The 25,230-nt window shown below is 69.0% G+C and carries 24 protein-coding genes, 1 rRNA gene and 1 pseudogene; 16 read left to right on the plus strand and 10 right to left on the minus strand.

What is annotated here, in order from left to right:
* The first annotated feature begins 68 nt into the window (after positions 1–68).
* Complete coding sequence (locus ACZ7P3_RS24885) at positions 69–1,628, plus strand: FAD-binding oxidoreductase (RefSeq protein WP_472085179.1); 1,560 nt, start codon at positions 69–71, stop codon at positions 1,626–1,628.
* A gap of 212 nt (positions 1,629–1,840) precedes the next feature.
* On the opposite strand, the gene ACZ7P3_RS24890 is transcribed toward ACZ7P3_RS24885, so the two are convergent.
* The gene (locus tag ACZ7P3_RS24890) at positions 1,841–2,545 is read right to left on the minus strand and encodes a phosphatase PAP2 family protein (RefSeq protein ID WP_472085181.1); all 705 of its coding nucleotides are present in this window, start codon (positions 2,543–2,545) and stop codon (positions 1,841–1,843) included.
* Between the two features lie 230 nt (positions 2,546–2,775).
* The gene (locus tag ACZ7P3_RS24895) at positions 2,776–3,777 is read right to left on the minus strand and encodes a C40 family peptidase (protein ID WP_472085183.1); all 1,002 of its coding nucleotides are present in this window, start codon (positions 3,775–3,777) and stop codon (positions 2,776–2,778) included.
* A 175-nt stretch (positions 3,778–3,952) separates the two neighbouring features.
* On the opposite strand from ACZ7P3_RS24895, the pseudogene ACZ7P3_RS24900 reads away from it, so the two are divergent.
* From ACZ7P3_RS24900 to ACZ7P3_RS24915, 4 genes and pseudogenes are all read left to right on the plus strand, one after another.
* Positions 3,953–4,449 (plus strand): annotated as a pseudogene (locus tag ACZ7P3_RS24900) (hypothetical protein).
* Positions 4,450–4,462: 13 nt separating this feature from the next.
* Positions 4,463–4,606, plus strand: coding sequence for a hypothetical protein (locus tag ACZ7P3_RS24905; protein ID WP_472085185.1), 144 nt, complete (start codon positions 4,463–4,465; stop codon positions 4,604–4,606).
* A gap of 6 nt (positions 4,607–4,612) precedes the next feature.
* On the plus strand, positions 4,613–6,703 hold the full coding sequence (locus ACZ7P3_RS24910) for a hypothetical protein (protein WP_472085187.1): 2,091 nt from the start codon (positions 4,613–4,615) through the stop codon (positions 6,701–6,703).
* A gap of 23 nt (positions 6,704–6,726) precedes the next feature.
* Positions 6,727–7,293 (plus strand): hypothetical protein, encoded by a 567-nt coding sequence (locus tag ACZ7P3_RS24915; protein WP_472085189.1) that lies wholly within the window; start codon positions 6,727–6,729, stop codon positions 7,291–7,293.
* 43 nt (positions 7,294–7,336) lie between these two features.
* Here the strand turns inward: ACZ7P3_RS24915 and ACZ7P3_RS24920 are convergent, their stop codons facing one another.
* Positions 7,337–8,104 (minus strand): trypsin-like serine peptidase, encoded by a 768-nt coding sequence (locus ACZ7P3_RS24920; protein WP_472085191.1) that lies wholly within the window; start codon positions 8,102–8,104, stop codon positions 7,337–7,339.
* A 152-nt stretch (positions 8,105–8,256) separates the two neighbouring features.
* Complete coding sequence (locus ACZ7P3_RS24925; RefSeq protein ID WP_472085193.1) at positions 8,257–8,694, minus strand: ATP-binding protein; 438 nt, start codon at positions 8,692–8,694, stop codon at positions 8,257–8,259.
* Positions 8,695–8,896: 202 nt separating this feature from the next.
* On the opposite strand from ACZ7P3_RS24925, the gene ACZ7P3_RS24930 reads away from it, so the two are divergent.
* Entirely contained in the window at positions 8,897–9,742 is an 846-nt protein-coding gene (locus tag ACZ7P3_RS24930) for a helix-turn-helix domain-containing protein (protein WP_472085195.1), read from the plus strand.
* Positions 9,742–10,071: a DUF397 domain-containing protein gene (locus ACZ7P3_RS24935; RefSeq protein ID WP_472085197.1), complete on the plus strand. Its 330-nt coding sequence runs from the start codon at positions 9,742–9,744 to the stop codon at positions 10,069–10,071. The genes ACZ7P3_RS24930 and ACZ7P3_RS24935 overlap by 1 nt, the downstream gene beginning before the upstream one ends.
* Positions 10,072–10,446: 375 nt before the next feature.
* Here the strand turns inward: ACZ7P3_RS24935 and ACZ7P3_RS24940 are convergent, their stop codons facing one another.
* From ACZ7P3_RS24940 to ACZ7P3_RS24955, 4 genes are all read right to left on the minus strand, one after another.
* Positions 10,447–10,944, minus strand: a complete 498-nt coding sequence (locus ACZ7P3_RS24940) for a hypothetical protein (RefSeq protein WP_472085199.1) — start codon at positions 10,942–10,944, stop codon at positions 10,447–10,449.
* 200 nt (positions 10,945–11,144) lie between these two features.
* Positions 11,145–11,606 carry a flavodoxin family protein gene (locus ACZ7P3_RS24945; RefSeq protein ID WP_472085201.1) on the minus strand — a complete coding sequence of 154 codons (462 nt, stop codon included), beginning with the start codon at positions 11,604–11,606 and terminating at the stop codon, positions 11,145–11,147.
* A 116-nt stretch (positions 11,607–11,722) separates the two neighbouring features.
* The gene (locus ACZ7P3_RS24950; RefSeq protein ID WP_472085203.1) at positions 11,723–12,358 is read right to left on the minus strand and encodes a hypothetical protein; all 636 of its coding nucleotides are present in this window, start codon (positions 12,356–12,358) and stop codon (positions 11,723–11,725) included.
* A 128-nt stretch (positions 12,359–12,486) separates the two neighbouring features.
* On the minus strand, positions 12,487–13,422 hold the full coding sequence (locus ACZ7P3_RS24955) for an oxidoreductase (RefSeq protein WP_472085205.1): 936 nt from the start codon (positions 13,420–13,422) through the stop codon (positions 12,487–12,489).
* Between the two features lie 89 nt (positions 13,423–13,511).
* Here ACZ7P3_RS24955 and ACZ7P3_RS24960 point away from each other — a divergent pair, with 89 nt between their 5' ends.
* The 8 genes from ACZ7P3_RS24960 to ACZ7P3_RS24995 all read left to right on the plus strand — a co-directional run bounded on the left by ACZ7P3_RS24960 (position 13,512) and on the right by ACZ7P3_RS24995 (position 23,893).
* A complete protein-coding gene (locus ACZ7P3_RS24960) occupies positions 13,512–14,117 on the plus strand; it encodes a TetR/AcrR family transcriptional regulator (RefSeq protein ID WP_472085207.1) in 606 nt (201 codons plus the stop codon).
* 521 nt (positions 14,118–14,638) lie between these two features.
* The gene (locus ACZ7P3_RS24965) at positions 14,639–16,000 is read left to right on the plus strand and encodes a S53 family peptidase (protein ID WP_472085209.1); all 1,362 of its coding nucleotides are present in this window, start codon (positions 14,639–14,641) and stop codon (positions 15,998–16,000) included.
* 528 nt (positions 16,001–16,528) lie between these two features.
* Complete coding sequence (locus ACZ7P3_RS24970) at positions 16,529–16,837, plus strand: hypothetical protein (protein WP_014673544.1); 309 nt, start codon at positions 16,529–16,531, stop codon at positions 16,835–16,837.
* A gap of 181 nt (positions 16,838–17,018) precedes the next feature.
* Complete coding sequence (locus ACZ7P3_RS24975; protein WP_472085211.1) at positions 17,019–17,840, plus strand: DUF8175 domain-containg protein; 822 nt, start codon at positions 17,019–17,021, stop codon at positions 17,838–17,840.
* Entirely contained in the window at positions 17,830–19,155 is a 1,326-nt protein-coding gene (locus ACZ7P3_RS24980) for a hypothetical protein (RefSeq protein ID WP_472085213.1), read from the plus strand. The genes ACZ7P3_RS24975 and ACZ7P3_RS24980 overlap by 11 nt, the downstream gene beginning before the upstream one ends.
* Before the next feature lie 14 nt (positions 19,156–19,169).
* Complete coding sequence (locus ACZ7P3_RS24985) at positions 19,170–20,711, plus strand: SCO6880 family protein (protein ID WP_472085215.1); 1,542 nt, start codon at positions 19,170–19,172, stop codon at positions 20,709–20,711.
* A 9-nt stretch (positions 20,712–20,720) separates the two neighbouring features.
* Entirely contained in the window at positions 20,721–22,133 is a 1,413-nt protein-coding gene (locus ACZ7P3_RS24990) for an ATP-binding protein (RefSeq protein WP_472085217.1), read from the plus strand.
* An 11-nt stretch (positions 22,134–22,144) separates the two neighbouring features.
* Positions 22,145–23,893 carry a type IV secretory system conjugative DNA transfer family protein gene (locus ACZ7P3_RS24995; RefSeq protein ID WP_472085219.1) on the plus strand — a complete coding sequence of 583 codons (1,749 nt, stop codon included), beginning with the start codon at positions 22,145–22,147 and terminating at the stop codon, positions 23,891–23,893.
* Here ACZ7P3_RS24995 and ACZ7P3_RS25000 read toward each other — a convergent pair.
* The gene (locus tag ACZ7P3_RS25000; protein WP_472085221.1) at positions 23,882–24,454 is read right to left on the minus strand and encodes a GNAT family N-acetyltransferase; all 573 of its coding nucleotides are present in this window, start codon (positions 24,452–24,454) and stop codon (positions 23,882–23,884) included. The genes ACZ7P3_RS24995 and ACZ7P3_RS25000 overlap by 12 nt on opposite strands.
* A gap of 82 nt (positions 24,455–24,536) precedes the next feature.
* Here ACZ7P3_RS25000 and ACZ7P3_RS25005 point away from each other — a divergent pair, with 82 nt between their 5' ends.
* Positions 24,537–25,085, plus strand: a complete 549-nt coding sequence (locus ACZ7P3_RS25005; RefSeq protein WP_472085223.1) for a cysteine hydrolase family protein — start codon at positions 24,537–24,539, stop codon at positions 25,083–25,085.
* A 63-nt stretch (positions 25,086–25,148) separates the two neighbouring features.
* On the opposite strand, the gene rrf is transcribed toward ACZ7P3_RS25005, so the two are convergent.
* Positions 25,149–25,230, minus strand: a 5S ribosomal RNA gene (gene rrf, locus ACZ7P3_RS25010); the annotation flags it as partial.

Below are 25,230 nucleotides of genomic sequence, written 5' to 3' on the forward strand. Positions count from 1 at the left end.
CGCGTCACGGGAACCCCCGCACGCACGCCGTCGTCTCGTCCCAGGAGAGCCGAGGAAGGGCGACGGACATGGAACGGCGAACATTCATATCGGGCGGCGTGGCCGCACTGACGGCCACCGCACTGGCAGGATGCAGTTCTGGTCCGGACACGTCCGCCGGGTCCTCGGCGCACACGTTCTCATCCTCCGGTACGGCGCTGAAGACCACCAGCCAGGTCGCCGCCGCGAACTGGACGGCCCTCGCACGCGACCTGGACGGCCCCCTGCTGCGCCCCGGGGACGCGACCTGGAAGACGGCCCACCAGCTGTACAACACCCGCTTCGACGGCCTGAAGCCCGCAGCGGTCGCCTACGTCGCCCACACCGACGACATCCGTACGACCCTGGCGTACGCCCACGCCCACCGGATACAGGTGTCCATACGCAACGGCGGACACTCCTACGCAGGCTACTCCTCCGGTGACAACCGGCTCATTCTCGACGTGTCCAGGCTGAACCGGATCCGGGTGAGCGGCGGGCAGGCGGTGGTCGGCGCCGGCTCCAAGCTGATCGACGTCTACCGGGCGCTGGGCGCGAAGGGCGTGGCCATACCCGCGGGCTCCTGCCCCACCGTCGGCGTCTCCGGCCTGGTCCTCGGCGGCGGCCACGGTGTCGCCTCCCGCGCCTACGGCCTGACCTGCGACAGCCTCACCCAGGCGACGCTCATCACCGCGGACGGCACCCAGGTGACCGCCGACGCCACGCACCACTCCGACCTCTTCTGGGCGCTGCGCGGCGCGGGCAACGGAAACTTCGGCGTCGTCACCGAGCTGCACTTCAAGACGCACGCCGCGCCGCAGGCGGTGACCGCGTACATGACGTGGCCGTGGTCCAGGGCGGCCGCGGTGATCAAGGCCTGGCAGGAGTGGGGGCCGTCCCAGCCGGACGAGATCTGGTCCTCCCTCCACCTGTCGAACACCCCGGGCGGCACCCCCGCGATCTCCGTGGCCTGCTTCTCCCTCGGCACCTACGGCGAACTCCAGAACGCGGTGGACCAGCTGGCGCACAAGGCCGGCGCCGACGCCCGGTCCGTCACCCTGCGCCGCCGGGGCTACGAGGAGGCGATGGAGATCTACGCCGGCTGCTCCTCCTTCTCCACGGACGCCCAGTGCCACCTGCCGGGCTCCACCCCCGGCCGCTCCCCCCAGGGCAAGCTGGGCCGGGAGACCTACGCGGCCCGCTCCGACTTCTTCGACCGCTCCCTGTCCTCGGCGGGCATCCAGACCCTGCTGAAGCAGATCGGTTCCGTCCGGGGCGGCGGGGGCAGCATCACGTTCACCGCCCTGGGCGGCGCGGTCAACCGCGTCAGCCCCACGGCGACGGCCTTCGTCCACCGCCGCTCGCGCATGCTGGCGCAGTACATCGCGTCCTGGGGCGCGGGGGCCTCCGGCAGCACGGCCCAGTCGTGGCTCACGTCGGCGCACGACGCGATGAAGCCGTACGCCTCCGGCGCGGCCTACCAGAACTACACGGACCCGACCCTGACGAACTGGCGCAAGGCGTACTACGGCGATGCGGCCACCCGCCTGGCCAAGGTGAAGAAGCAGTACGACCCGCAGCGGTTCTTCTCCTACGCACAGGGGTTGTAAGGGGCAGGGGGGCGGGGCCGGCCACCGGAAACCTGCGGGCGCGTGGGGGCCGGGAGAAACCTGCGGGTGCGTGGGGGCAGGGGGCGGGGCCGGCCACCGGAAACCGGCGGGTGCGTGGAAGCAGGGGGGCGCGGCCGGCCACCGGAAACCCGCGGGTGCGTGGGGGCCGGTCGCGCGGTTCCCGCGCCCCTGGGCGGGCTGCGGTCCCGGTTTTACGCCGCCAGATCCCGTTCTTCCGACTCGACCGGGCGGCGGGCACCGGGCACCGGCGCCTCCCCCGGAACCCCGCCCGTCACCCGCCGCCGCACGATCCACCCCGCCCGCGGCGACCGCTCCACCGCCTTCATCAGCGGAGTGAGCAGGGCCATCGCCGGCGGGGACAGGAGCAGGGCGACCGCCGTGCCGAGGGCGAAGCCGCCGATGACGTCCGTCGGGTAGTGCACCCCCATGTACACCCGGCAGAAACCCTCAAGCAGCGCCAGCCCGATCCCCGCGATGCCGAAGCGGCGGTTGGCGACGAACAGCCCGACACCGAGCGCCATCGTGATCGTCGCGTGGTCGCTGACGAAGGAGAAGTCGGTCTTGCCGGAGACGAGGACGTCCAGCCCCTGGTGATCGTGGAAGGGGCGGGGGCGGGCGACGAAGCCTCTGATCGGTACGTTCACCAGCACCGCGGCGGCGGCCGCGAGCGGCGCCCACACCAGCGCGGCGACGGAGGACGCGGCGTCCTCGTCGGCCCGGCGCCGCACCGACCACCAGCACCACAGCACGAGCAGCACCATGGCGAGCAGCAGTCCGTACTCGCCCACGAACTCCATGGCCCGGTCGAACCAGTGCGGGGCGTCCTTGGCCAGGCCGTTGATGTCGTAGAGCAGGTCGACGTCGGGGTTCGATCCGGATTCGGCGAGTACAGCCATGGTGCTGTGGCCCCTTCGTCGTCTTCCCGGACGCACCTCGTGTGCGTCGCTCCTGCCCCCCGTGGTTCGTAGATCCGCTTCCGCTGCACTGCCGCACTGACGTCTGCTCGGCTACGTCAACAGGAACGCACGACCCCCGTCAATACGTTCCACTCTCCACTGAATGATCACGCAGACGTTATCGAAGAGAGACTCATCACCGCAGCTCAGGGGGCAGGTTCACGGACCGTTCACACCTTCGTGGGGAGTGCTTTTGCGCCATCCTCGGTGACCCGTGTGGCACCGAAGTAGTCGGGGGTGTCGATCGGGTCGAACCGGATCACGGCACCCGACCGCGGCGCGTCGATCATGTATCCGCCGCCGACGTAGATCCCCACGTGCCGGATGGCCCGCGAGTCGGTGAGGTTGTCGGAGAAGAAGACGAGGTCGCCGGGGAGCAGCTGGTCCCGCGAGGGGTGGGCACCGGCGTTGTACTGGTCGTTGGCCACCCGGGGAAGCGTGATCCCGACCGTTTCGTACGCGGCCTTGGTCAGACCCGAGCAGTCGAAGCGTCCGCCCTGGTCGGCGGTGCCGTCGCCGCCCCACAGATAGGGGGTGCCGAGCTTGCTCTGGGCGAAGGCGATGGCACCGGCGGCCTGCCGGGTGGGGTCGATCCGCTTGACCGGGGCGGCGAAGCTCTTCTCCAGGCTGCGGATGCGCTGGACGTAGTTCTGCGTCTCGCTGATGCCCGGGACGCCGCCGGCCTTTATGACCCGGTAGGCACCCGCGTTGTAGGCGGCGAGCATGTTGTCGGAGGTGTTCCCGGGAACGTCCTTCACGTACTTCGCGAGCTCGCAGTCGTACGAAGCGGCCGACGGAATCGCGTCATTCGGGTCCCAGATGTCGCGCTTGCCGTCGCCGTTGCCGTCGATGCCGTGGGTCGCCCAGGTGCCCGGGATGAACTGGGCGATGCCGCGTGCGTCGGCCGGGCTGACGACCCTCGGGTTCCACCCGCTCTCCTGGTACAGCTGCGCGGCCAGCAGCGCCGGGCTGAGCGCCGGGCACAGATTGCCCCACTGCTGCACCAGCTGCTTGTAGGCGGCCGGCACGGCCCCCTTGGCAAGCCCGCGACTGCCCGCCGCCACCCCGTTGACGAGGTTCCCGGCGACGACGTACACCCCGACGACGAGCAGCATGACGAAGCTGAGCCCGGCCCCCGCGAGGGCGCCACCGACGATCCATGCCTTACGCACCGTCAACCGCCCCTCGACACCGGTCAGTCCGCCTGGCAGCAGTCTAGAAGTGGACCGGGCCGGGCACGAGAATACGGGCCCGGCCGACGACGGCCGTGTCATGCACTTACCATGAGCAACCGCAAAGGCGGACCGACCCGAGCGGTACGGATCGCGGAACGGGGGAGACGAGCGGATGTCCTGGGACGAGTGGGAGCAGCTCAAATCCGACGCCAAGTCAGGCGGCTCCACGCACATGCAGCTCAACCACCTGGCCGACCCGGTGGACGGGGGCGGCAGCAGCACCTACGGCGACCTGAAGGTCAGCAACAACGATCTTGTGCAAATCGGCAAAGAGGCTCACTCGCTCTACACCCAGCTGTGGGACAAGGCCCGGGTCGCGCAGACCACGAGCGAGTCGGCCGCCGGCGACCTGGCCAAGCAGGGATTCACCCTGGGCAAGGGCCTGAAGCACGTGGCCCAGCGCTGGGACGACCAGCTGCAGTCGCTGCTGGACGCGTGCGCCCAGATCTCCAACCACATGCACGTCACCCAGAAGATCCAGCCGGTGACAACGGCTACATCGCGCGCACGATGAGCAGCATCGACACCCTGGACGCCGGCTTCGACGACCGCGCGGGAGAACCGGGCAAGAAGAACCCGGTCCACTCCCCCGAGAAGAAGAAGCAGTGAGCGGGGCCGCCGAATGAAGTTCGAAGACCTCTATCAAGCCAACTTCAAGCAGCTCGACGACGCCGTCGACGACTGGGGCCTGCTCGTCGGCAACCTGACGGACCTGCAGAAGCAGGCGAAGGACGGACTGCACAACAAGGCGGTCAAGGTCGACTGACACGGCGTGAACGCCGCCGTCTCCAAGGAGTTCATCGGCAGGACCGCCGGTGAGTTCGAGGACGCCACCAAGGAAGCGACGTCCGTCCACAACATCCTGCAGGACACCAGGAACGAGCTGAAGCACTACAAGGAGCAGCTGCACCAGGCCATCGAGAACGGCCGCAAGAAGAACCTCACCGTGATGCCCTCGGGCGACGGCGGCTTCATCGTCACCATGACCGTCCATCCCGACCGCGCCGCGCAAGGGACCAAGGTCGCCGACCACAGCGTCGCGGACGAGAACGCCCTGCGCGACGAGGTGCAGAAGATCCTCGACAACGCCGCGAAGAGCGACAGCACCGCGTCCGGCGTCCTCATGGCGCTCGTGGACGAGAGCGAGTACGGGTTCTCCGGCGCCGTCTACAAGGACCGCGACCAGGCGGAAAAGGCCGTGCAGGAGGCCGACGAGCTGGCGAAGCTGGCACGGAAGGATCCGTCGAAGCTGACCCCTGCCGACTTCGACAAGATCAACGCCGGTTTGAAGCAGTACCACGACGACCCGCTGTTCGCCGAGGAGTTCGCGGAGCGGCTGGGCGCCCAGGGAACCGAGAAGTTCTGGCTCGGCCTCAGTGACAGCCGCGAGGGCGCCCACATGGGCTACGAACGCGGATACAAGTACGCCGAGCTGCAGAAGAACCTGAGTCTGACCCTTGCCACCGCGAGCCAGTCGGACAGCGCGGGCATGACGGCGTGGAAGCAGCAGGTGATCACCACTGGCAACAAGGCGGTCGGGACCCACGGCGACGTCCTCGGCTTCCAGGTGATGAGCAACCTGATGCGCAACGGCGACTTCGACGACACGTTCATGAACGACTACGGTCGCGCGCTGATGAAGACCGAGCGGTTCTACACGGACGACGGCAAGAACGTGGCCTGGCAGGCGAACATCTGCCCACAGCTCAACTACGAGGGCAGCGACGGCGGATGGGATCCGCTGGGCGGATACCTGGAAGGCCTGGCGAACAATCCCACGGCCGCCACGAACTTCTTCAACGACGACTTCATCCCGCAGGACGGAGACCACAAGAAGGCCGTCTCCAACTTCGACTACCTCTTCAAGCAGCGCCAGTGGCCGATGGACATCCACGACACCCACGATGTCCACAGCATCGCCGGCCAGAACTATCTGGCCCAGGCCCTGGAGGCGGCGACCACCGGTCACCCCGCGGGTGAGATGCCGACGATCGACACCCCGGCCCACACCAGCGCCCAGACGAAGCTGTTCCAGGAGATCGTCTCCGCCACGGCGGACAAGTCGGAACTCCTCACGGACCGCGGGTACATGTCCGACAGCATGGGCCAGATCGCCTCGGAGTACCTGCCGGACATCAACCGGGCCAACAGCGACTTGCCGCACACGGACCTGCTGTATCCCGTCGACGGCTCTGCGGCCCATCTCGAAGGCCGGGACGTGAACAAGTTCCTGTTCGCCGTGGGACAGAATCCCGAGGGATACGCTGCCGTCGAAGTGGGCCAGAAGGCGTACATGTCCAACCTGATGCAGTACCACTTGGACCCCGACCTGCCCGCCGACCACCGCTTCACCAACGATCACAAACTTCTCGTGCAGACCATCGGGGAGCGGAGCGGCGAGGTCTCCGGGATGCTCAGCCAGGGCCGGATGGAGGCCATCGGAAGTGTGGCAAAGGGGAAGGACGATTCCTTCGACCACGCCGTCGCCCAGTATCAGAACCTGGTCTCCGGTGGCGTCGGTATCGTCGTCGGCATAGGCACGTCATTCATCGGTTCTCCCGTGGCAGGCGGGATTGTGGGCGGGGCCGCGGGCACCGCTACGGGCGCGGCCATGCAGTGGCTGTTCCAAGACGTCGAGGGCAGTGCGGCGGATGATGCTCAGGACGACCAGGGGAAGGTCTGGGATCACGGTCGGCATCGCAACGGTGAGTACGCACAGCAGGCGACGGAGCAGGCAGTGAACCGCTACCACTTGAGCCCAGACCTTGTGGCCTACGCAGGAAATTCCGCGCGCCAGGGTTACGAGAACGCCTGGACCATTGTTCACGGGCAGACTCCGGGCAGTACCGCAGACATTCCCTGAGACCAATGAAAAAAGGAGAGTCATTGAACGCCCTCCAGCCTCACGCGGGAATGCGTCTTGCTATCACTGCAGGCACAACAGTCACTCTTCTGGCCACGCTCTCCGGATGCGGCAGTCAGAATGAAAAGCGTGAGTACGCCGTACCGCACTCTCTGTGCGGGATTCCAGTCGACAGCAGCAAAATGGCACCATTCATGCCACCTGGTCGAAAGATCACAGTAAAGCAGAAACTAGCCGCCGGCTTCGCAGCACGTTGCGAAGTCCGCATCGACTCGCGCCTCGCAGTACAGGCATCGCAAGAGTGGCTGTCAGGGCCCAACACGGCCTACTTCGTTGGAGGATCGGCCAATTCCAAACTCGATCACCAAGCCGAGGACGGAAGGTTTCTCTATTCAGGCTGGGAAGCATTCGGGGAAACGCGTCACTGCAAGAAGGCGCTACTGGGCGACGACTTGTTCACCGCGTTCCAGATGAACTCGTCCGACCACCAGGACGCCGACGCGATGAAGCAGCTCATCACCGCATACACAACGGCCGTCGAAAAGACGGACACCTGCAAGCGAGGGCTGCCCTTCAAGTCCTCGTCGTAAGACCGGTGAACACCATCGCGGGGCGGTAATGTTCGGCCGCCGGTCAGGACGCGGTGGCGTCCTTGTACAGCTCGGCCGCCTCGCGGCTGAGCACCACGCTGTACGACGTGCCCGCCGTCACCCCGCCCTTCTCGTGGCCGCCCAGGACGCCGACGACCTGACCGTCGCCGTTGATCCAGGGGCTGCCGCTGGTGCCCCCGGTGAACTCGGGGCACCTGATGCGCTGTTGCGTGCCGCTGTGCAGCGCCGGCTTGTTGGTGCAGGTGATGGGCACCTCGCGTTCGTCGGGATAGCCGGTGACGGTCACGGCGGTGGCCCCGGTGGCCACACCGGTCACGAACCGGTTGGCGCCGACGACGTCCTCGATCCGCTTCCCGCCCAGCTCGTCCACGTACGCGAAGGCGATGTCGCTGTCCTCGCTCTGCTGCTTCGCCCACTCGTCGGGCAGGAACCGCTTCCCCACCTTCCACACCCCGTAGGGGGCCTTCCCGTCCCGGTAACCCGGCACGAAGACAAGATCCCCGTTGTCCCCGTCCACACAGTGCGCGGCGGTGACGATCAGCGTGTGCCGCGGGCTGCGGACGACCGAGGCGCTGCAGAAGTGGCCGCCGGCCAGCTTGCCTACCCGGTCCGCGTCGAAGAGCGCGCCCACCCGCTTGCTCTGGGCGGTCGTGTCGGCGACGGCCGTGACCCCGAAGGGCCCCGGCCCGTCGGAGGCGGCAGCCACGGACGCCGACGTCAGGGCGAGCGTCACCACAGCACACAGCGAGGCGGGACGCGAGGTGAGCCAGATGCGTGAGATGCGCTTCATCAGGCCTCACTCTCTCCCACAAAGGTGAGAATCCTGCCCTGACTTCACTGAGATTTTCCTGTGAAACCCACCTATGGCCGCTGTGCTTCTCCAGAGGGCCGTCCGGCGCGCACACCAGGGTACGGCGCACCCCCTCCTCCCGCCCCCACGCGTCACGCCGGACCCTCCCCCCGGCACTCCGCCCACAGCAGCTTCCCGCCCTTCGACCCGCCCAGCTCGCGCAGCACGGAGGCTCCCCATGAGTCGGCGCACGCCCGCACGAGGTGCAGCCCGCGCCCGGATTCGGCATCGTCCGATGCCGCGGCGGCCTCCTGTGCAGAGAAGCCGGGCGGGACTCGGGGGTCTGTGTCCCAGACAGCGACGCACAGCCGCCCCGGTTCCCTGCCGAGCAGACGCAGCGCGTAGGGCCCGGTGGTGTGCAGATGCGCGTTGGCGAGCAGCTCGGCCGCCAGCAGTTCCGCGGTGGTCGTGAGGGCGGAGAGGTCGTGCGCGGCAAGGACGGTACGGAGGGTTGCCCTTGCGATCCCCGGTGCGCGTGGATCGTGCGGGAGTTGGAGGGTGTAGGTCCAGGGCGGGGCTACGGTGGGCATGGAAGTCTCCGCTCGGTGAGGGGGGTTGAGGTGCGGTGTTCGGTTGCCCAGTGGCTTACCGGTCCGTCGAGCCGGTGCGCTTCTGGGCGGGCGCCCAAGCCATAAGCTAGCGACTTCCATGTAACTCTTTACACGGTTCTCGTTAAATCACCTACATGACACCCATGTGAGTGACACGCACGGCTAGGAGGCGGACAAACCCGTGAGAAGCAACCCAACGGGTCGGCAGCTCCGCCTGGGCACCGAGCTGCGCAAACTTCGCGAGCGGGCCGGCCTCACAGCCGCAGAGGCCAGTCAACTGCTCAGCGTGAGGCCGAATCAGATCAGCAACATGGAGGCCGGACGGGCAGGCGTGAGCGCCGAGCGGGTCCGCACTCTGGCCGGCAATTACGACTGCTCGGCCTCGGACCTGATTGAGGCACTCTGCGGGATGACCAGCGAGCGCGCTCGCGGCTGGTGGGAGACGTACCGCGAGATCCTGCCCGCCGCCCTGCTGGACCTGGCCGAGTTGGAGCACTACGCCATCCGGTTGCGTACCGCCGTTGTCGTGCACGTTCCGGGCCTGTTCCAGACGGCCGAGTACGCCCGCGAGATCTTCCGTCAGGCAGTGCCTCAACTCCCGCCGCCGGATGTCGAGCACAGGGTGTCGTTCCGGGTGAAGCGGCAGGCCGTACTGTTCCGGGATCCGCCGACCCCGCATCAGGTGATCATCCATGAGGCCGCCCTGCGTATGCGGTTCGGCGGCCCGCAGGTGATCCGAGGCCAGCTCAGGCAACTGCTCGACATGAACGACCGCGACAACATCGCAATCCACGTCCTGCCGTTCAACTCCGTGGTCTTCCCCGGCTCGGGGCAGTCGATCTACTACGCCGAAGGCCCCGTACCGGAACTCGACACGGTCAACCTCGACCAGTCGCACGGCCCCGTGTTCCTCGACGCCGAGGCTCAGCTCGACAAGTACCGGGTCCTGCTCGACCGCATGGAGGCGGCGGCCCTGACCCCCGTGGAGTCGCAGCACTTCATCCACAACATGCTCAAGGAGCTGTGATGGAACCCCCGATGCCCCGGCTCACCTGGCAGAAATCGTCGTACTGCCCGGAGGGCAACTCCTGCATACACATAGCCACCACCCCAGGAATCATCCACCTCACCGAATCCTCCGACCCCACCAGGGCGACACTCGACCTCACCCCCGCTTCCTTCCGCGCCCTCCTCTCCGGGCTCAAGAAGGAACCCGCCCCCGGCCTCCGCGGCGATGGCGGCGACACCCCCCTCCGCCTCCGCTCCGCGGACACGGTCGTCACGACCACCCGCGGCAAGTGGAACGTCTTCGTTCTCGGTGTTCAGGCAGGCGAGTTCGACCACTTCGTCGAGTGACGGAACCTTCCCCCGGAGTGCCGTCGACCTGCCTTGCAGGGGAACTCGGCAGAGCGGTCCTCCCCGCCACCCCCATCACCCCCGCCACCTCCGGTGCCCTCCGATCCGCGGACACGGTCGTCACGACCACCCGTGCTCGGACTCCGGGCGCGCGTGAAACTCGTCCGCGGTGGCGTGCGGCCGGACGTACCCGACCTCGCCTCGCCGATGACGCACACGGACTCTTTCGGCAGATGGGAGCCGCGCGCCGGTGCTGCACCAGCACCGGCGCGCATGGCGTCGAATTCCTCGCGAACCGGCCGCATATCCGCACCGGTTCGCCTCGTGCGCCCGTGCGGTGCAACCGAACGAGTACGGACCGCCGACGACCCGATATCAGGTGCCGGTGTTGACGCAAATGGCGTAGACGGTGCCCGAGAACGTGTTGTTCCCGGTGTTGAATACCGTGGCCACCCACCCGGTGCTGTCCTCGGTCGGACCGTTGTCGTGCTCACCGATATCCGTGCTGTGCCCACTCCAGCGGATTCCTCCACCCGTCACTTTCTTGCCGGCGGGGCAGTCCGCCTCGAAAGGGACCCCGAGCGAGCTGGGAAGGACGTCGAAGTTCTTCGAGACCACCTCGTAGCCCGTGAGGCCCTGCTGGCCGGGTGGAGTCGAGGTCTGTCCGGCACTCTGACTGCAAGTGATGTTCTGTGTGCCGGTCAGGCTGTTCCCCTCCCCCACTTGTCCCGTCGGGATGCAGAGGAGCGTGATCGAGTTCCCGTTGAGCAGCGAGAGAAGACCGTTGTCCTGTGCCTGGGCGCTACTCGTACTGAGAAGAAACGGTGCCACGGCAGAAACACCGATGGCCGCGATTCGCTGATAGAGATTCATATCTCCCGCCTTTTCCGGGGCAGTTCCGCTTTGCGCCCCCATATGATGTGCTCCAGTCAGCGCATGTCACATGAGGCACACCGGGTGAAACGCCCGGAGCGCCGCAATTTCCATCCGTTGCACCCTTACCCGGCGCTTCTTTTGGTGTTTGCGGTCGTTGAACGGTTCCTGCACTTGGCGGAAGCTCCCGCCACGATGTCCTACTCCCGCGCGCGCAGCCCTTCGGCGAACGTGCGCGCCGCCTGCAGGTCGCCGGCGTCGGGCCGTCCCTTCTTGATGCCCCCGACGGCCTTGAAGGGGAGCCAGGTGTCCAGCGCGCGGCACGAGAAGGAGCCCGCCACCTCGAAGCCCTTCTGCTCCAGGAGCCCTACGAGGCGGCGGATGTAGGGGCGGAACGGCGGCTCGGGAAACCCGCTGGTGGCGAACACGAACGCCTTGCGCCGCTGCTCCCGCGGGAGGGAGCGGACGAACTGGCGCAGCCGTGGGTGGAAGGCCATCTGGAAGATCCCCGAGCCGAATCCCACCAGGTCGCAGGCGGCCAGCTCGGCCATGTCGACCTGCTCGGGGGTGACGACGGGGGCCTCCAGGACACGCCCCATCACGTCGGCGACCCTCCTCGTGCTGCCGTGCGAAACGGAGACACACACGATCATGGCCTTCATGACGATGCTCCTTCACTTCCCGGTCGACGCGGTCGCCTGCGGAACCGCTCGCCTGTAGGACCGCGCACGGCCCGCGAGTGTGACAGCGCTCGGCTGTGCCCTGCGCCACGTGCTCGTCACCTGCGCAGCTGGACCGGCGCCACCTGGGACGGAAGTTCCGGCTGGTCGACTGCGCTCACCTGCGTTCCCTCGGGATAGCGGGCGCAGTCTGCATGGGCGGCGACCTGGAGCCGGCCGCCGGGGTACGCCTCCACGGACACGGAGTCCTCGCTGTTCGCGGGCTTCAGGCCGAGCCGGAGCCCGTAGTGGGAGTTCTCGTAGCCGGTGACCTTCCAGCCGCGCCGCGTCAGTTCCGTGCGCGCCCGTTGCAGCGAGGACACCGCCTCCTTGCGGGAGACCCCCTTCAGCGCCCACTCGTCGCGCACGGCGACCACGCCCGGAGGGTTCGCCGGGGAGTCGCTCAACTGCTCGTCCAGGTGGCTCAGTCCGCGGTAGGAGCAGTCATAGCCGTCGGCCTCCGAGCCGGCGCCCGGCCAGTTGCCGTCCAGTTCGGCGTCGGGCAGGTCCAGAGCGTCGTACACGGTCTGCGTGTAGCCGTCCAGCCGCGTTGCCGTGACGACCGGATCCGCGACGGGATACGGCTCCCCCCGCCACAGCCGCACGAAGCCGACGAGGCCGGCCGCGGTCAGCCCCACGATCAGCACGGCGGCGATCATCCGGCGCGGACCCGGGCGGCGATGTTCCTGTGTCATGAACAGAATCGTGCGGCGGGCGCCGCACCGCGGCATGAGTCGTCGTACTCAAACCCCACTGAGCCCCTCGCGCGAGCCCCTCATGGAGGAGTCCCGCCGGCCTCACGGCATCCGGTCCCGGGGCCGGGCTAGGCCCCGGCCACCCGGCTCACGGGGGCCGTGCTCCATTCCACCCCCGTCAGCTCCTCCGACAGCGTCCACAGCCGCCTCGCCGCCTCCGGATCGCTCGCCGCCGCGCTGCGGCCGACCAGCGTCGGGGTGCCGCGCATCTCCCCAAGGCCGTCCGGGCCGACGAAGGACGCCCCGGGCAGGTCCTGGGTGGCCGCGTAGAGGGTCGGCAGGGCGCCGGACCTGTCGTCCTGGGCGAGCACCCTGTTGCCGAGGCCCATGAACGCCCGCGCCACCGGGTTCGCATGATGGCTCTGCAGGTTGGTGGCCGCGTAGCCGGGGTGGGCCGCCAGGGCGCGCACCGGCGAGCCGGCCTCGGCCAGGCGCCTCTGGAGCTCCAGGGTGAACAGGAGGTTGGCCAGCTTGGACTGGGCGTAGGCGCGGCTCGGGGAGTAGCGGCCCCGCAGGTTCACGTCCTCGAAGTGGATCACGCCGTCGCCCGCGCGGTGGAGGCCGGAGGAGACCGTCACGACGCGGTCGGTGACGTACGGCAGCAGCAGGTTGGTCAGCGCGAAGTGCCCGAGGTGGTTCGTGCCGAACTGCATCTCGAAGCCCTGCCTGGTGCGCTGCTCCGGCAGCATCATCACGCCCGCGTTGTTGATCAGCAGGTCCAGCGGGCGGTCCCAGGAGGCGGCGAACTCCCGCACCGAGTCCAGGTCCGCCAGGTCCAGACGGCGCACCTCGGTGCTGCCGTCCACCCGCGCCGCCGCGGCGCCGCCGCGCGCGAGGTCCCGTACGGCGAACACCACATGGGCCCCGGACCGGGCCAGGGCATCGGCGGCCGCGAAGCCGATGCCGCTGTTGGCACCGGTGATCACGGCCGTACGGCCGGCCAGGTCGGGGAGGTGGGTCGCGTTCCACTTGCGCTTGCCGCGCGCTTCGGTCGTATCAGCCATGGCCTCAATGTAGCCATCGCCAACAATGCTGTCAATGACAACAATGATGGCAACGGCAACTATATTGACGTCGCCAACATCGGGATACGATGGTGCGCATGCCCACGAGCCGCCCCTATCACCACGGAGACCTGCGCGCAGCCCTGCTCAAGAGCGCCGAGCGGACCCTGCGCGAGAAGGGCGCCGGCGCACTCTCGCTGCGCGAACTGGCCCGTGACATCGGCGTGAGCCACGCCGCCCCGGGCCGGCACTTCAAGGACAAGCAGGCCCTGCTCGACGCCCTCGCGCTGGACGGGTACGAGCGGCTGAACCAGGCCCTGGATTCCGCCGCCGACGCCCCCGACCTCACCTTCGAGGGGCGGCTGACGGCGCTCGCCGGGGCCTACCTCGGCTTCGCCGTCGAGCACCCGGAGCTCCTGGAGCTGATGTTCGCGCGCAAGCACGACCCCGACAGCTCCGCGCACCTCGCGGCGGCCGTCGACCACTCCCTCGGCGGCCTCACCCGGATGTTCGCCGAGGCGCAGGAGCGCGGCGAGATCGTCCAGGGCGACCCCGAGCGGATCACGATGGTCGCCGCCGCGAGCCTGCACGGCCTCGCCGCCCTCATCGCGAGCTGCGCCCTGGAGCCCGAGGAGGCCCTGGCCGGCCTGGACACCCACGTACATCTGCTGCTGCACGGACTCCGGCCGCGCTGACTCGGACCGCACCAACTTCGGCCGAGCCAACTCCGAGCGCGCCAACTTGGGCCGAGGCAACTCCGACCGCGCCAACTCCGAGCGCGTCAACTCCGACTGCACCGACTTCGGCCGAGCCGACTCCGGCCGAGCCGACTGCACATCGCGCCGACTTCGCCCGCGCCGACCGCGCATCGCGTCAACTCCGCCCACACCCACTCCGCCCGCGCCAACTCCGGCCGCGCTGAGGCCCTCCACGCCCTACGCCCGCTACGCCCTCCCCGCCCTCTGCGCGCGTAGAAACGACCTGTGCCCGGCCTGTGCCGCAGGTCAAGCGCAGCCCAGCACAGTTCCATCCCACCGCCATTGATCAGTAAGCCGTCAACCCGCTTCGGTATGGCGGAGGTCAGGAATCCGGAACCTGGCTTGTTTGTCGCGTACTCAACAAGCGATCGTCGTCGCGGGCCGCCGCCCCCACCGGCAACCACCGGTGGTCCCCCACCCGCAGGCCTCTGTCAACCCCACCCACAGGAGGCTGTACGTTGCGTACGCCCACCCCCACCACCCCCCACATACGCGGCAGATGGCACCGCATCGGCTCCGCCGCCGCGGCCACCGCAGCACTCGTCCTCGCCGGAATCGGCACCGCCGCCCACGCGGACGCGGCCACCCCCACGGCCCACCACGTGAGCGCCAAGGCCATCGCCGCGCAGGTCGCCAAGGCCCATGTGCAGTACACCAACACCTGTTCCACGACCCCGAAGAAGGGGTACGCCGCCTGCCACGCGCTGCGCGTCACCGGCGGCACCACCGCCTTCCAGGAGGAGCAGGCCGCCAAGAAGGGCATCGCGCCCGGGACCGTCTCCCCGAAGGCGTCCTCCGCCTCCCCGACCGGGTACGGCCCGAGCGACCTCCAGTCCGCCTACGGCCTGAGTGACGCCGCCGCCGCCGACGGCTCCGGCGAGACCATCGCGATCGTCGACGCCTACGACGACCCGAACGCCGAGGCGGACCTGGCCACGTACCGCTCGCACTACGGCCTGTCGGACTGCACCACCGACAACGGCTGCTTCAAGAAGGTCGGCCAGACCGGCTCCACGACCTCCCTCCCCTCCGCCGACAGCGGCTGGGCCGGTGAGATCTCGCTCGACGTCGACATGGCGTCCGCCGTCTGCCCGAACTGCAACATCCTGCTCGTCGAAGCCAAGTCGGCCTCGGACGCCAACCTGGGCACCGCCGTGAACGAGGCCGTCAAGCTCGGCGCCAAGTTCGTCTCGAACAGCTACGGCGGCTCCGAGTCCTCCTCCGACACGTCGTACGACTCGAAGTACTACAACCACCCGGGCGTCGCCATCACCGCCAGCGCCGGCGACGAGGGCTACGGCGCCGAGTACCCGGCCGCCTCCAAGTACGTGACCGCGGTCGGCGGCACCGCCCTCAAGACCTCCTCCAACAGCCGCGGCTGGACCGAGAGCGTCTGGAAGACCTCCAGCACCGAGGGCACCGGCTCCGGCTGCTCCGCCTACGACGCCAAGCCCAGCTGGCAGACCGACACCGGCTGCACCAAGCGCATGATCGCCGACGTCTCGGCCGTCGCCGACCCGGCCACCGGCGTGTCCGTCTACGACACCTACGGCTCCGACGGCACCGGCTGGAACACCTACGGCGGAACCAGCGCCTCGGCCCCGATCATCGCGGCCGTCTACGCCCTCGCGGGCACCCCGGGCTCCAGCGCCTACCCGTCCAAGTACCCGTACGCCGCGGCCGGCACCTCCGCCCTCAACGACGTCACCAGCGGCAACAACGGCACCTGCGCCACCAGCTACTTCTGCACCGCCAAGTCCGGCTACGACGGCCCGACCGGCTGGGGCACCCCGCACGGCACGGACGCCTTCACCGGCTGAGCAGCACCTTCTTGAACCACCCCGTCGGGTCACGGGGAGCCGCCATCTGAGGGGGACGTGGGGTCCCTTCGGCGGCACGGAAAGGAAGACGGGTCACGGCAGCCGGCCGCGGCCCGTTTTCCCTGTCCCCCGCGGCCCGTTTCTCCCCGTCCTCCCGCGTCCCGGCCGTCACCGGCCGGGCGTGGCCGGACCCGACCGCCCCAGGGGCCTCGGCGATCGACGCCGGGGCCCTCTCCCGTTCCGTCCGTGAGAACATCGTGTCGACACCTCACCCGACCAGCCGTCAGAAACCGCGCCAGGTCGTAAAGGAGGACAACGACGGAACCACACCACAGGTTCCGCACCCACCTCGTTGCCCGGCGTGACCTGCCGTGATACACAGAGTCACCGTACGGGCCATTCGTACGAAACCCGCAAGCCAATGACGCCAAGTCGACATACGACGGCGTCGTTGTCGGCGAGAATGACGTTTGACCTCTGCACACGGCAGAGGCGCTGCAGAACTACCCACCAGGGGCGGTGACTTACATGCTCTTTGCGGCCGACAAGGGAGACATCAACACCATCATCGGCGGGATCGCTCCGGACTGGGGCCCCTTCGGCAGCCTGGGCAACGAAGCCAAGGTGATGATCGAGGTCGTGATGGCCGTGGCCATCCTGCTCTGCCTCGGCATCGCGGTCTGGGGTGCGGCCAAACAGCGGATCGGTGCGACCGCCCTGCGCGACACCTTCAGCGCGGAACAGGGCAAGGGCCTGATCATCGCCGGCCTCACCGGAGTCTTCATCATCGGCTCCCTGGGCACGCTGTTCACCATCGTGTACGGCATGGCGGTCTGACGACCCGTACCCGCTCCGTCCCCTCCCGGGCGCGCCCGGTCGTCCCCCTCCACCCCCACCCACCCGTCGTGCCCACCGGCTGAGGTTGCGTTTCCCTGATGTCGAGTCACCACACCGCGCCCACGCGGGAACCAGCACGGCTACCGTCGTATGTCTACAAGGCGGAGGGGGCATACGCGGCATGAGTCCCGGAGACGAGCAGGGCTACACCGAAGCGGGCCAGACCCGTACCCGGCTGCCCGGGGGCGACCCGTACGGCGGGGCACCCCGGCGAGGCGGCCGTTCCTCCTCCCGGAGCCTGGTCACGGTCGTCGGCGTGGTCGTCCTCCTCATCGCCGCGATCGCCTTCGCCAACCGAGGAGACGATTCGTCGGGCAAGGGCTCAAGAGCGAAGGACGACCGCCCGCACACGTCGTCCACCGCGGCCAGCGGGACGAAGCCGGTGGAATCGAAGATCGGCACCATCCCCTCGGGCTTCGCCCACACGGAACAAGGGGCACAGAGCGCCGCGGCGAACTATGCGGTGGCGTTGGGGTCGGCCGAGATGTTCAACACCGCGTGGCGCCACCAGATCGTCGGCACGGTCTACGCCCCGGATGCGGCAGCCGCCAAGCAGTCCGCGATGGACAGCGCCTACTCCAGCCAGAAGTTCCTTTCCAACATCGGCCTCACCAAGGACGGCACCGCGCCCAAGGGCCAGACCTTCATCTCCCGGGTCATCCCCGTCGGCACCAAGGTCACCGCTTCGGGAACGGACACCACCACGGTCGAGGTCTGGTACACCTCGCTGTTCGGTCTCTCCGGTCAAGCCTCGACGAACCCGGTCACCGAGAGCTGGTACACCACGACGTACGAACTGAAATGGGTCGCCGGTGACTGGAAGATCACCGACTTCCAGCAGAAGGACGGGCCCGTCCCCGTGGGCCGGGATCAGACGGCTTCCACCGCCGACGACATGACGAAGGCCGTCGAGGAGTACGGAGGGTTCACGTATGCGCGCTAACCACCGCATCCTCAAGATCACGGCGGTCTTCGGAGCCGTGCAGACAGCCACGGTGCTGCTGGCCGCCCACGCCTTCGCCGCACCCACTCCGACCCCCTCGAAGAGCAACGACCCCTGTGACCTGATCCGGGGCGCGGCCAAGCAGTTCTGCGAAAAGGACAAGGGGTCCAAACGCTCCGGCACCACCTCCGACGACCCCACCCTCGGCGGCACCCTCGACCCCCTCACCTCCCTCGCCAAGGGCTGTGCCAACGCCGCCTCCTGGACGATCCAGAAGCTCAGCCACGCCGTGAAGGAGACCGCGAACGTCGACTTCACCAACACCAAGTTCCTTCAGCAGTACGCCGTCGTCTTCGCCGCGTCGACGATCCTGACGCTCCTGCTGTGGCTGCTGGCCGTGACCAAGAGGGCCGTACGTGGGGTGCCGCTCACCACCGCCATCTCCGAAGCCGTCGGCTTCCTCTGGCTGACCGTGCTCGCCTCCGCCTTCACCCCGCTGATCCTCTACACCGTCGTCTCGGCGACCGACGGCGTGACGGACGTCCTCGCGAAGGCCACCGGCGACCAGGCCGACACGTTCTTCGGCACCTTCTCCGGCGCCCTCGACAAGGGCACCGACATCGGCGGCGGCCCCATCATGCTGATCGTCGTGTCCCTGGTCAGCATCCTCGCCGCCGGCATCCTCTGGCTGGAGCTGGTCATCCGCGCCGCCCTGCTCTACGTCGGCGCCCTCCTCGGCACCGTCGTCTATGCGGGCCTCGTGGACAAGAACCTCTGGGGCCACGTACGCCGCTGGGCCGGAATCATGATCGCCGTGATCCTCGTCAAACCGGTGATCGTCATCGTGCTCGGCCTGGCCGGAGCCCTGTCCGGGGACAACGGCCCGGACTCCTTCTCCGCCGTCGTCTCCGGCCTCTCCATCATCCTGCTCGCCATCTTCGCCAGCGCGATGATCTACCGCTTCGTCCCCGGCTTCGGCGACGAGATCGCCAACGGCCGCAACAACCGCATCATGCAGGGCGCCGAGAGCAAGGCCGCCGCCGTCATCACCTCCCCGGCCAGCTTCGTCGCCCAGGGCATCAAGACCCACAGCGCCCGTGCCGACAGCAACGCAGGAGGCGGAGGCGGCAGCACGCCCCGCCCCGCCAACCCCGCCTCCGGAGGCGTCGCCGCGCACAGCAGCCGTACCCCCCAGGGCGGCGGCGGAGCAGGCTCTTCCGCCACCCCCGCGCCGCGCGCACCCAGCCCGGCCAACACCCCGCACGCCAGCAACACCCGCAACAGCAGCAACCGCTCGGGAGGTGAAGGGCGTTGACGACCGAGTCCCATATGTCCCATCCGGTAACGCCCCGCCGTACGTATCTGATCGGCCGCGCGCGGCCGAACGCGATCATCGGCCGCAACCGTGAGTCCGGCGAGATCGCGCTGATCGTCGCCGGCGCGTTCCTCGGCATGATGTGCGGCCTCCTCGTCCCGGTGCTGTCCCTGCGGATCGTGCTGCTCACGGGCTTCCCGCTGCTCGCGCTCGCCGCGGTCTACGTGCCCTACAAGCGCCGCACGTTCTACAAGTGGTTCGAGATCAACCGCACGTACAAGCGGACCGTCAAACGCGGCTCGGCCTACCGCTCCGGTGTCATCGAGGCCGGCACCCGGCTGGACGGACGCGAGGTCGAGATCGGCCCGCCGCCGGGCATCGGACGGATCAACTGGCTCGCCGCCCCCTTCGGACCGGACGAGATCGCCGTACTCCTGCACGCCGACCGCAAGACCGTCACGGCCTGCATCGAGATCGAGGGCCCCGGCGTCGGCCTGCGCGACTCCGAGGACCAGGAGGCCCTCGTCGACCGCTTCGGCACGCTGCTCAAGCACGTGGCCAACGGCGACGGCTTCGTCACCCGGCTGCAGATGCTCGCCCGCACCCTGCCCGCCGACCCGGACGCCCACGCCAAGGACGTCGCCGTACGCGGCGACGGCCGCTCACCCGACTGGCTGCAGCAGTCCTACGACCAGCTCCAGTCCATGGTGTCCACCAGCAGCGAGCAGCACCGCGCCTACCTCGTCGCCTGTATGCACTACACCCGCGAACTCGCCGCCGAGGCCCACGCCATGGCGCGCGCCACGCGGCCCCAGGCCGGACGGAAGCTGGACCGGGACGCCGGCCTCGCCGTCGTGATGGCCCGCGAGCTGACCGACATCTGCTCGCGCCTGCAGGAGGCCGACATCCGCGTCCGCCAGCCCCTCGGCCAGGGCAGGCTCGCCTCCCTCATCCACTCCATGTACGACCCGGACCACCCCATCGACCACATCCAGGCGATGACCAAGCGCAACGCCTGGCCGGCCGAGCTGGACGCCATGGAGCCCACCTTCCTCCAGGCCAAGACGCGCGAGTCCACCACCCGCGCCCCCTGGTGCCACGCCACCGCCTGGGTGAAGGAGTGGCCGATGACCCCCGTCGGCGTCAACTTCCTCGCGCCCCTCCTCGTCCACACCCCGGACGTCATCCGAACGGTCGCCGTGACGATGGATCTCGAACCCACCGAGGTAGCCATCGAACGCATGCTGACCGAGAAGACCAACGACGAGGCCGAGGCCTCCCGCGCCGCCAAGATGAACCGCACCGTCGACCCGCGCGACATCGCCGCCCACAACCGCCTCGACCAGCGCGGCGAAGACCTCGCCAGCGGCGCGGCCGGCGTCAACCTGGTCGGCTTCATCACCGTCTCCGCCCGTTCCCCGGAAGCCCTCAACCGCGACAAGCGGACCATAAGGGCCTCCGCCGGAAAGTCGTACCTGAAACTGGAATGGTGCGACCGCGAGCATCACCGCGCCTTTGTGAACACCCTCCCGTTCGCCACCGGCATCCGAAGGTAGGGGCACCACATGCGGGATCCGCTGTCCGTCCTCACCGAAGCCTTCACGTCCTTCCTGTTCGGAAAGGTCGAGACGACCCGGCTGCCGGTGCGCACGTCCACGGGCCAGGCCCAGGCGGTCTACCTCCCGACCGCCGCGCCCGGCCTCGGCGACTCCGGCGTCATCATCGGCCGCGAGGTGTACTCCGGGAAGGGCTACATCTACGACCCCTTCCAGCTCTACGGGCAGCAGCTCCCGGCCCCGCACTGGCTGGTCCTCGGCGAGTCGGGCAACGGCAAGTCGGCCCTGGAGAAGACGTACGTCCTGCGCCAGCTGCGCTTCAAGGACCGCCAGGTCGTCGTCCTGGACGCCCAGGGCGAGGACGGCGTGGGCGAATGGAACCTCATCGCCCAGGAGCTGGGGATAACACCCATCCGCCTGGACCCGACGGCCGCCCTGGACCACGGAATCCGCCTGAACCCCCTCGACCCCGCGATCACCACCACGGGCCAGCTCGCGCTGCTCCGCACGATCATCGAGGTCGCGATGGGCCACGGCCTGGACGAACGCGCCGGCTTCGCCCTCAAGGTCGCCCACTCCTACGTCAACGAGTCGATCGTCGACCGCCAGCCGGTCCTGACCGACATCGTGGAGCAGCTGCGGCACCCCGAACCGGAGTCCGCGGAGGCGATGAACGTCGCCATAGACGACGTACGGGCATGGGGCCTGGACGTGGCCCTGGTGCTGGACCGGCTGGTCGACGGTGACCTGCGCGGCATGTTCGACGGCCCGACCACGGTCGGCATCGACCTCGACGCGCCCCTCATCGTCTTCGACCTGTCCCACATCGACCGCAACTCCATCGCCATGCCGATCCTCATGGCGATCGTCGGCGTGTGGCTGGAGCACACCTGGATCCGCCCCGACCGCAAGAAGCGCATCTTCCTGGTCGAAGAGGCCTGGCACATCATCAACAGCCCCTTCGTGGCCCAGCTGTTCCAGCGGCTGCTGAAGTTCGGCCGCCGCCTGGGCCTGTCCTTCGTCGCCGTCGTCCACCACCTGTCCGACGTGGTCGACGGCGCGGCGGCCAAGGAAGCGGCGGCGATCCTGAAGATGGCGTCCACCAGGACGATCTACGCCCAGAAGGCCGACGAGGCGAGGGCGACGGGCCGGGTGCTGGGCCTCCCGCGCTGGGCGGTGGAGATCATCCCCACCCTCACCCCCGGCATCGCGGTCTGGGACGTCAACGGCAACGTCCAGGTGGTCAAACACCTGATCACGGAGACGGAACGCCCGCTGGTCTTCACCGACCGCGCGATGACGGAGTCCTCCAGCGACCTGGCGGCCGACGACGCGCTGCGCGCCGCGGAGTTGGAGGCCGAGCAGCGGGCGGCGGCCTTCGTGGAGCAGCACCTGGGCGACTCCGAATCGACGGTGGCGTAGGGGGAGGAAGCGTGAGACCGGACAACCGCGGTCGCGGCCGCGAGCACGACCGCCGTGGCGGCCATGCCGGCGACGGCAGCCGGCAGGAGGGCCGGGGCGGCATCCCTGACGGCCTCCTGGTCGGCTTCATCGCCTTCATCCTCGGCATGACCTTGCTGGTGTGGACGTCCACGGGTCTGGCGGCCCTGTTCTCCCGGGGCGCCTGGCCCGACGGCGTCACCTTCGCCCGCACCGCCCCGGCCATGCGCCAGCTCATCGGCCGGCCCCACGACCTCGCCGGCGCCTGGCCCGCCACCCCGGCGTCCCAGCTCTCGGGCTGGGGCCTGTTCTGGGGCCTGCTCATCGGCCAGCTGATGGCACTGATCGTCCTCGCCATATTCGTGATGGGCACCCTGGCGAGATGGCGGGCGGGGAAGGTACGGCGCGCTTTCGAGCGAGGGGCGGCGAAGGGCCGGGCCCGGTCGGTCACACCGGCACCCCTCTCGACTCCCGCACCGGCACGGGAAGAACACCACGAGGCCCCGGAGCAGCGCCACGAGGTCCCCGAGCGGCGCTACGGAGCCCCCGACCAGCGCCACGAAGTCCCGGAGCGCCACGAGGTCCCGGTACCGCGTGCGGAGGCGGAGCGGGGGACGGGGGAGGCGGCGGCGCAGCTGCGGTCGGCAGAGGCGGAGCGAGGGGCGCGGCCGACGGAGGCCGGGGGAGTCGCGCAGCTGGCAGAGGCCTCGCAAGGAGCCGCTGTCCAGGGGACCGCTGTCCAGGGGGCGGGCGTGCCGGGTTCGTCGGGCGCCTTCCCGGCCGCCGGTGGACACGGAGCATGGGAAAGGAACCGCACCGAAGGCGCGGTCCTGTTCGCCCCACCCGCGGGCCGCCACGCAGCAGCGGCCCAGGCCATCCAGGACGCACCCGGCCCCACCGTGGTCGTCACCTCGAACCCGGCCCTCTGGTCGGACACCAAGGACGCCCGGGCCAAACTGGGCCCCACCCTCCTCTACGACCCCGCCCACCTGTGCGACACCCCGGCCCGCCTCCACTGGTCCCCCACCACTGGCTGCGAAGACAAACAGACGGCCCTTCAGCGAGCGACCGCCCTGCTGAGCCCGGTCCGTCCCAGCGCCAGGATCGACCAGGCGATGGCCGACACGGCGACCACACTCCTACGGAGCTACCTGCACGCCGCCGCCCTGGAGAACCGCACGATCCGCCACGTCCACCGCTGGTCCCAGGGCACCCAGGTCCAGGACGCCGTACGAACCCTCCGCACCCACCAGAAGGCCGCCCCCGGTGCCGCGGGCGAGCTCGAGGCCGCCCTCACCGCGTACCCGGAACGCCGCGACATGGCCCAGGAGTTGACCAGCCGGGCCCTGTCCGCCCTCTTCACGGTCAACATCCGCGAAGCCTGCACTCCCAACCGAACTGATGCACTCGCCTTGGATTCCTTCGTCCACGAAGGGGGCACGCTTTATGTGGTCGGTGAATCCATCGAGGACCCCAGGACCAATCCAGGCGCGATGCCCCTCCTGACGGCCCTCGTCTCAAGCGTGGTCGAGCGCGGCCGGCGCATGGCCGAACGGTCATCCTCCGGTCGGCTCGACCCACCACTCACGCTCGTCCTGGACGACGTCGCGGCCGTGGCCCCGCTCCCCCAGCTGCCCGAGCTGCTCGCCACCGGATCCGACCAGGGCCTGCCGGCCCTCGCGCTGCTCCGCTCCCGCGAACAGGCCAGGGCCCGCTGGCCCCATCAGGAACTACCCGCGTGACCCGCGCTCCAGCACGAACTCCAGCTCCTCCTCGGCCTCGTCCTTCGAGAACGAGACGACCAGCCCGCTCGGCGAGAACCCCACCTTGCGGTACGCCCCCTGCGCCCGCGTGTTGTCCGCGTGGACGAACAGCCGTACCCGCTCGGCCTCCCGCTCCCACGCCCAGCCGACACCGGCCTCGAACAGGGCCTTGATCAGCCCGTTCCCGCGGTGCTCGGGCCGTACGAAGACCCCGACCACATGCCCCTGCCGCCGCCCGACCGGATGGCCGGCCCAGTCCTCGCTCCCGGCCTCCTCCAGCAGCACGGTCACGGTGCCGACCCAGGTCCCGTCCGGCGCCTCGGCGATGAACTGCCGTGCCGAACCGGACTTCCCACCGGCTCCGGTGGCCCGCTCCTGATAGAAGGAGTCCGGCCTGGCCAGGGCGTCTTCGTAGGTCTCCAGGAAGGCGATGTGCGCGACCGGGTCCCGCAGCGCCTCCAGGCGCAGCTGCTTCACTGCCGCCCATTCGTGGGGTCGTATGCCGCGGACGACGAAGTCATCACTGGTCGGGGTGCTCATGGAGCCACGGTAGCCGCGACCGCCACAGCACTCACCTGAAATACGGGCGTGCGCTGTCGGTGCCGGACCCTACTGTGAGCCCATGACCACGCTTCCTGATCGACCCAACACAGCACTGCTGATCATCGACGTCCAGAACGGGGTGGTGGCCGGCTCCCCCAACCGCGACGACGTCATCGCGAACATCAACACCGTGATCACCAAGGCGCGTACCGCGAAGGTGCCGGTCATCTGGGTGCAGCACTCCGACGAGGAACTCGAAAAGGGCAGCGAGAGCTGGGAGTACGTCCCGGAGCTGGTCCGCCGGGACGGCGAACCGCTGGTCCACAAGAGCTACACGGACTCCTTCGAGGAGACCGATCTGGAGTCGGTGCTGGCCGAGCACAAGGTGGGCCGGCTCGTCGTCACGGGCGCCCAGACGGACGCGTGCATCCGCTCGACGCTGCACGGCGCGATCGTCCGCGGGTACGACGCGACGCTGGTCGCCGACGCCCACACCACCGAGGACCTGACCAAGTACGGCGCGCCCGCCCCGGAGCAGGTGATCGCCCACACCAACGTCTACTGGCGCTGGCACAGTGCACCCGGCCGCCAGGGCGGCATCGTCGATACCGCCGAAGTGACTTTCTAGGGAAACGCAAAAGAGCCCCAACTCACGGGTTGTACCCGGAGTTGGGGCTCTTTCTCAAAATTTGTTCGGCGGCGTCCTACTCTCCCACAGGGTCCCCCCTGCAGTACCATCGGCGCTGTGAGGCTTAGCTTCCGGGTTCGGAATG

It is taken from the genome of Streptomyces sp. NPDC107581, assembly GCF_055657175.1.

Coding starts and splice junctions, on each gene's coding strand:
- ACZ7P3_RS24885 (WP_472085179.1), top strand. CDS start 69: ATGGAACGGCGAACATTCATATCGGGCGGCGTGGCCGCACTGACGGCC.
- ACZ7P3_RS24890 (WP_472085181.1), bottom strand. CDS start 2,545: ATGGCTGTACTCGCCGAATCCGGATCGAACCCCGACGTCGACCTGCTC.
- ACZ7P3_RS24905 (WP_472085185.1), top strand. CDS start 4,463: ATGAAGTTCGAAGACCTCTATCAAGCCAACTTCAAGCAGCTCGACGAC.
- ACZ7P3_RS24920 (WP_472085191.1), bottom strand. CDS start 8,104: ATGAAGCGCATCTCACGCATCTGGCTCACCTCGCGTCCCGCCTCGCTG.
- ACZ7P3_RS24925 (WP_472085193.1), bottom strand. CDS start 8,694: ATGCCCACCGTAGCCCCGCCCTGGACCTACACCCTCCAACTCCCGCAC.
- ACZ7P3_RS24935 (WP_472085197.1), top strand. CDS start 9,742: ATGGAACCCCCGATGCCCCGGCTCACCTGGCAGAAATCGTCGTACTGC.
- ACZ7P3_RS24940 (WP_472085199.1), bottom strand. CDS start 10,944: ATGAATCTCTATCAGCGAATCGCGGCCATCGGTGTTTCTGCCGTGGCA.
- ACZ7P3_RS24945 (WP_472085201.1), bottom strand. CDS start 11,606: ATGAAGGCCATGATCGTGTGTGTCTCCGTTTCGCACGGCAGCACGAGG.
- ACZ7P3_RS24950 (WP_472085203.1), bottom strand. CDS start 12,358: ATGACACAGGAACATCGCCGCCCGGGTCCGCGCCGGATGATCGCCGCC.
- ACZ7P3_RS24955 (WP_472085205.1), bottom strand. CDS start 13,422: ATGGCTGATACGACCGAAGCGCGCGGCAAGCGCAAGTGGAACGCGACC.
- ACZ7P3_RS24960 (WP_472085207.1), top strand. CDS start 13,512: ATGGTGCGCATGCCCACGAGCCGCCCCTATCACCACGGAGACCTGCGC.
- ACZ7P3_RS24970 (WP_014673544.1), top strand. CDS start 16,529: ATGCTCTTTGCGGCCGACAAGGGAGACATCAACACCATCATCGGCGGG.
- ACZ7P3_RS24975 (WP_472085211.1), top strand. CDS start 17,019: ATGAGTCCCGGAGACGAGCAGGGCTACACCGAAGCGGGCCAGACCCGT.
- ACZ7P3_RS24980 (WP_472085213.1), top strand. CDS start 17,830: ATGCGCGCTAACCACCGCATCCTCAAGATCACGGCGGTCTTCGGAGCC.
- ACZ7P3_RS24985 (WP_472085215.1), top strand. CDS start 19,170: ATGTCCCATCCGGTAACGCCCCGCCGTACGTATCTGATCGGCCGCGCG.
- ACZ7P3_RS24990 (WP_472085217.1), top strand. CDS start 20,721: ATGCGGGATCCGCTGTCCGTCCTCACCGAAGCCTTCACGTCCTTCCTG.
- ACZ7P3_RS25000 (WP_472085221.1), bottom strand. CDS start 24,454: ATGAGCACCCCGACCAGTGATGACTTCGTCGTCCGCGGCATACGACCC.
- ACZ7P3_RS25005 (WP_472085223.1), top strand. CDS start 24,537: ATGACCACGCTTCCTGATCGACCCAACACAGCACTGCTGATCATCGAC.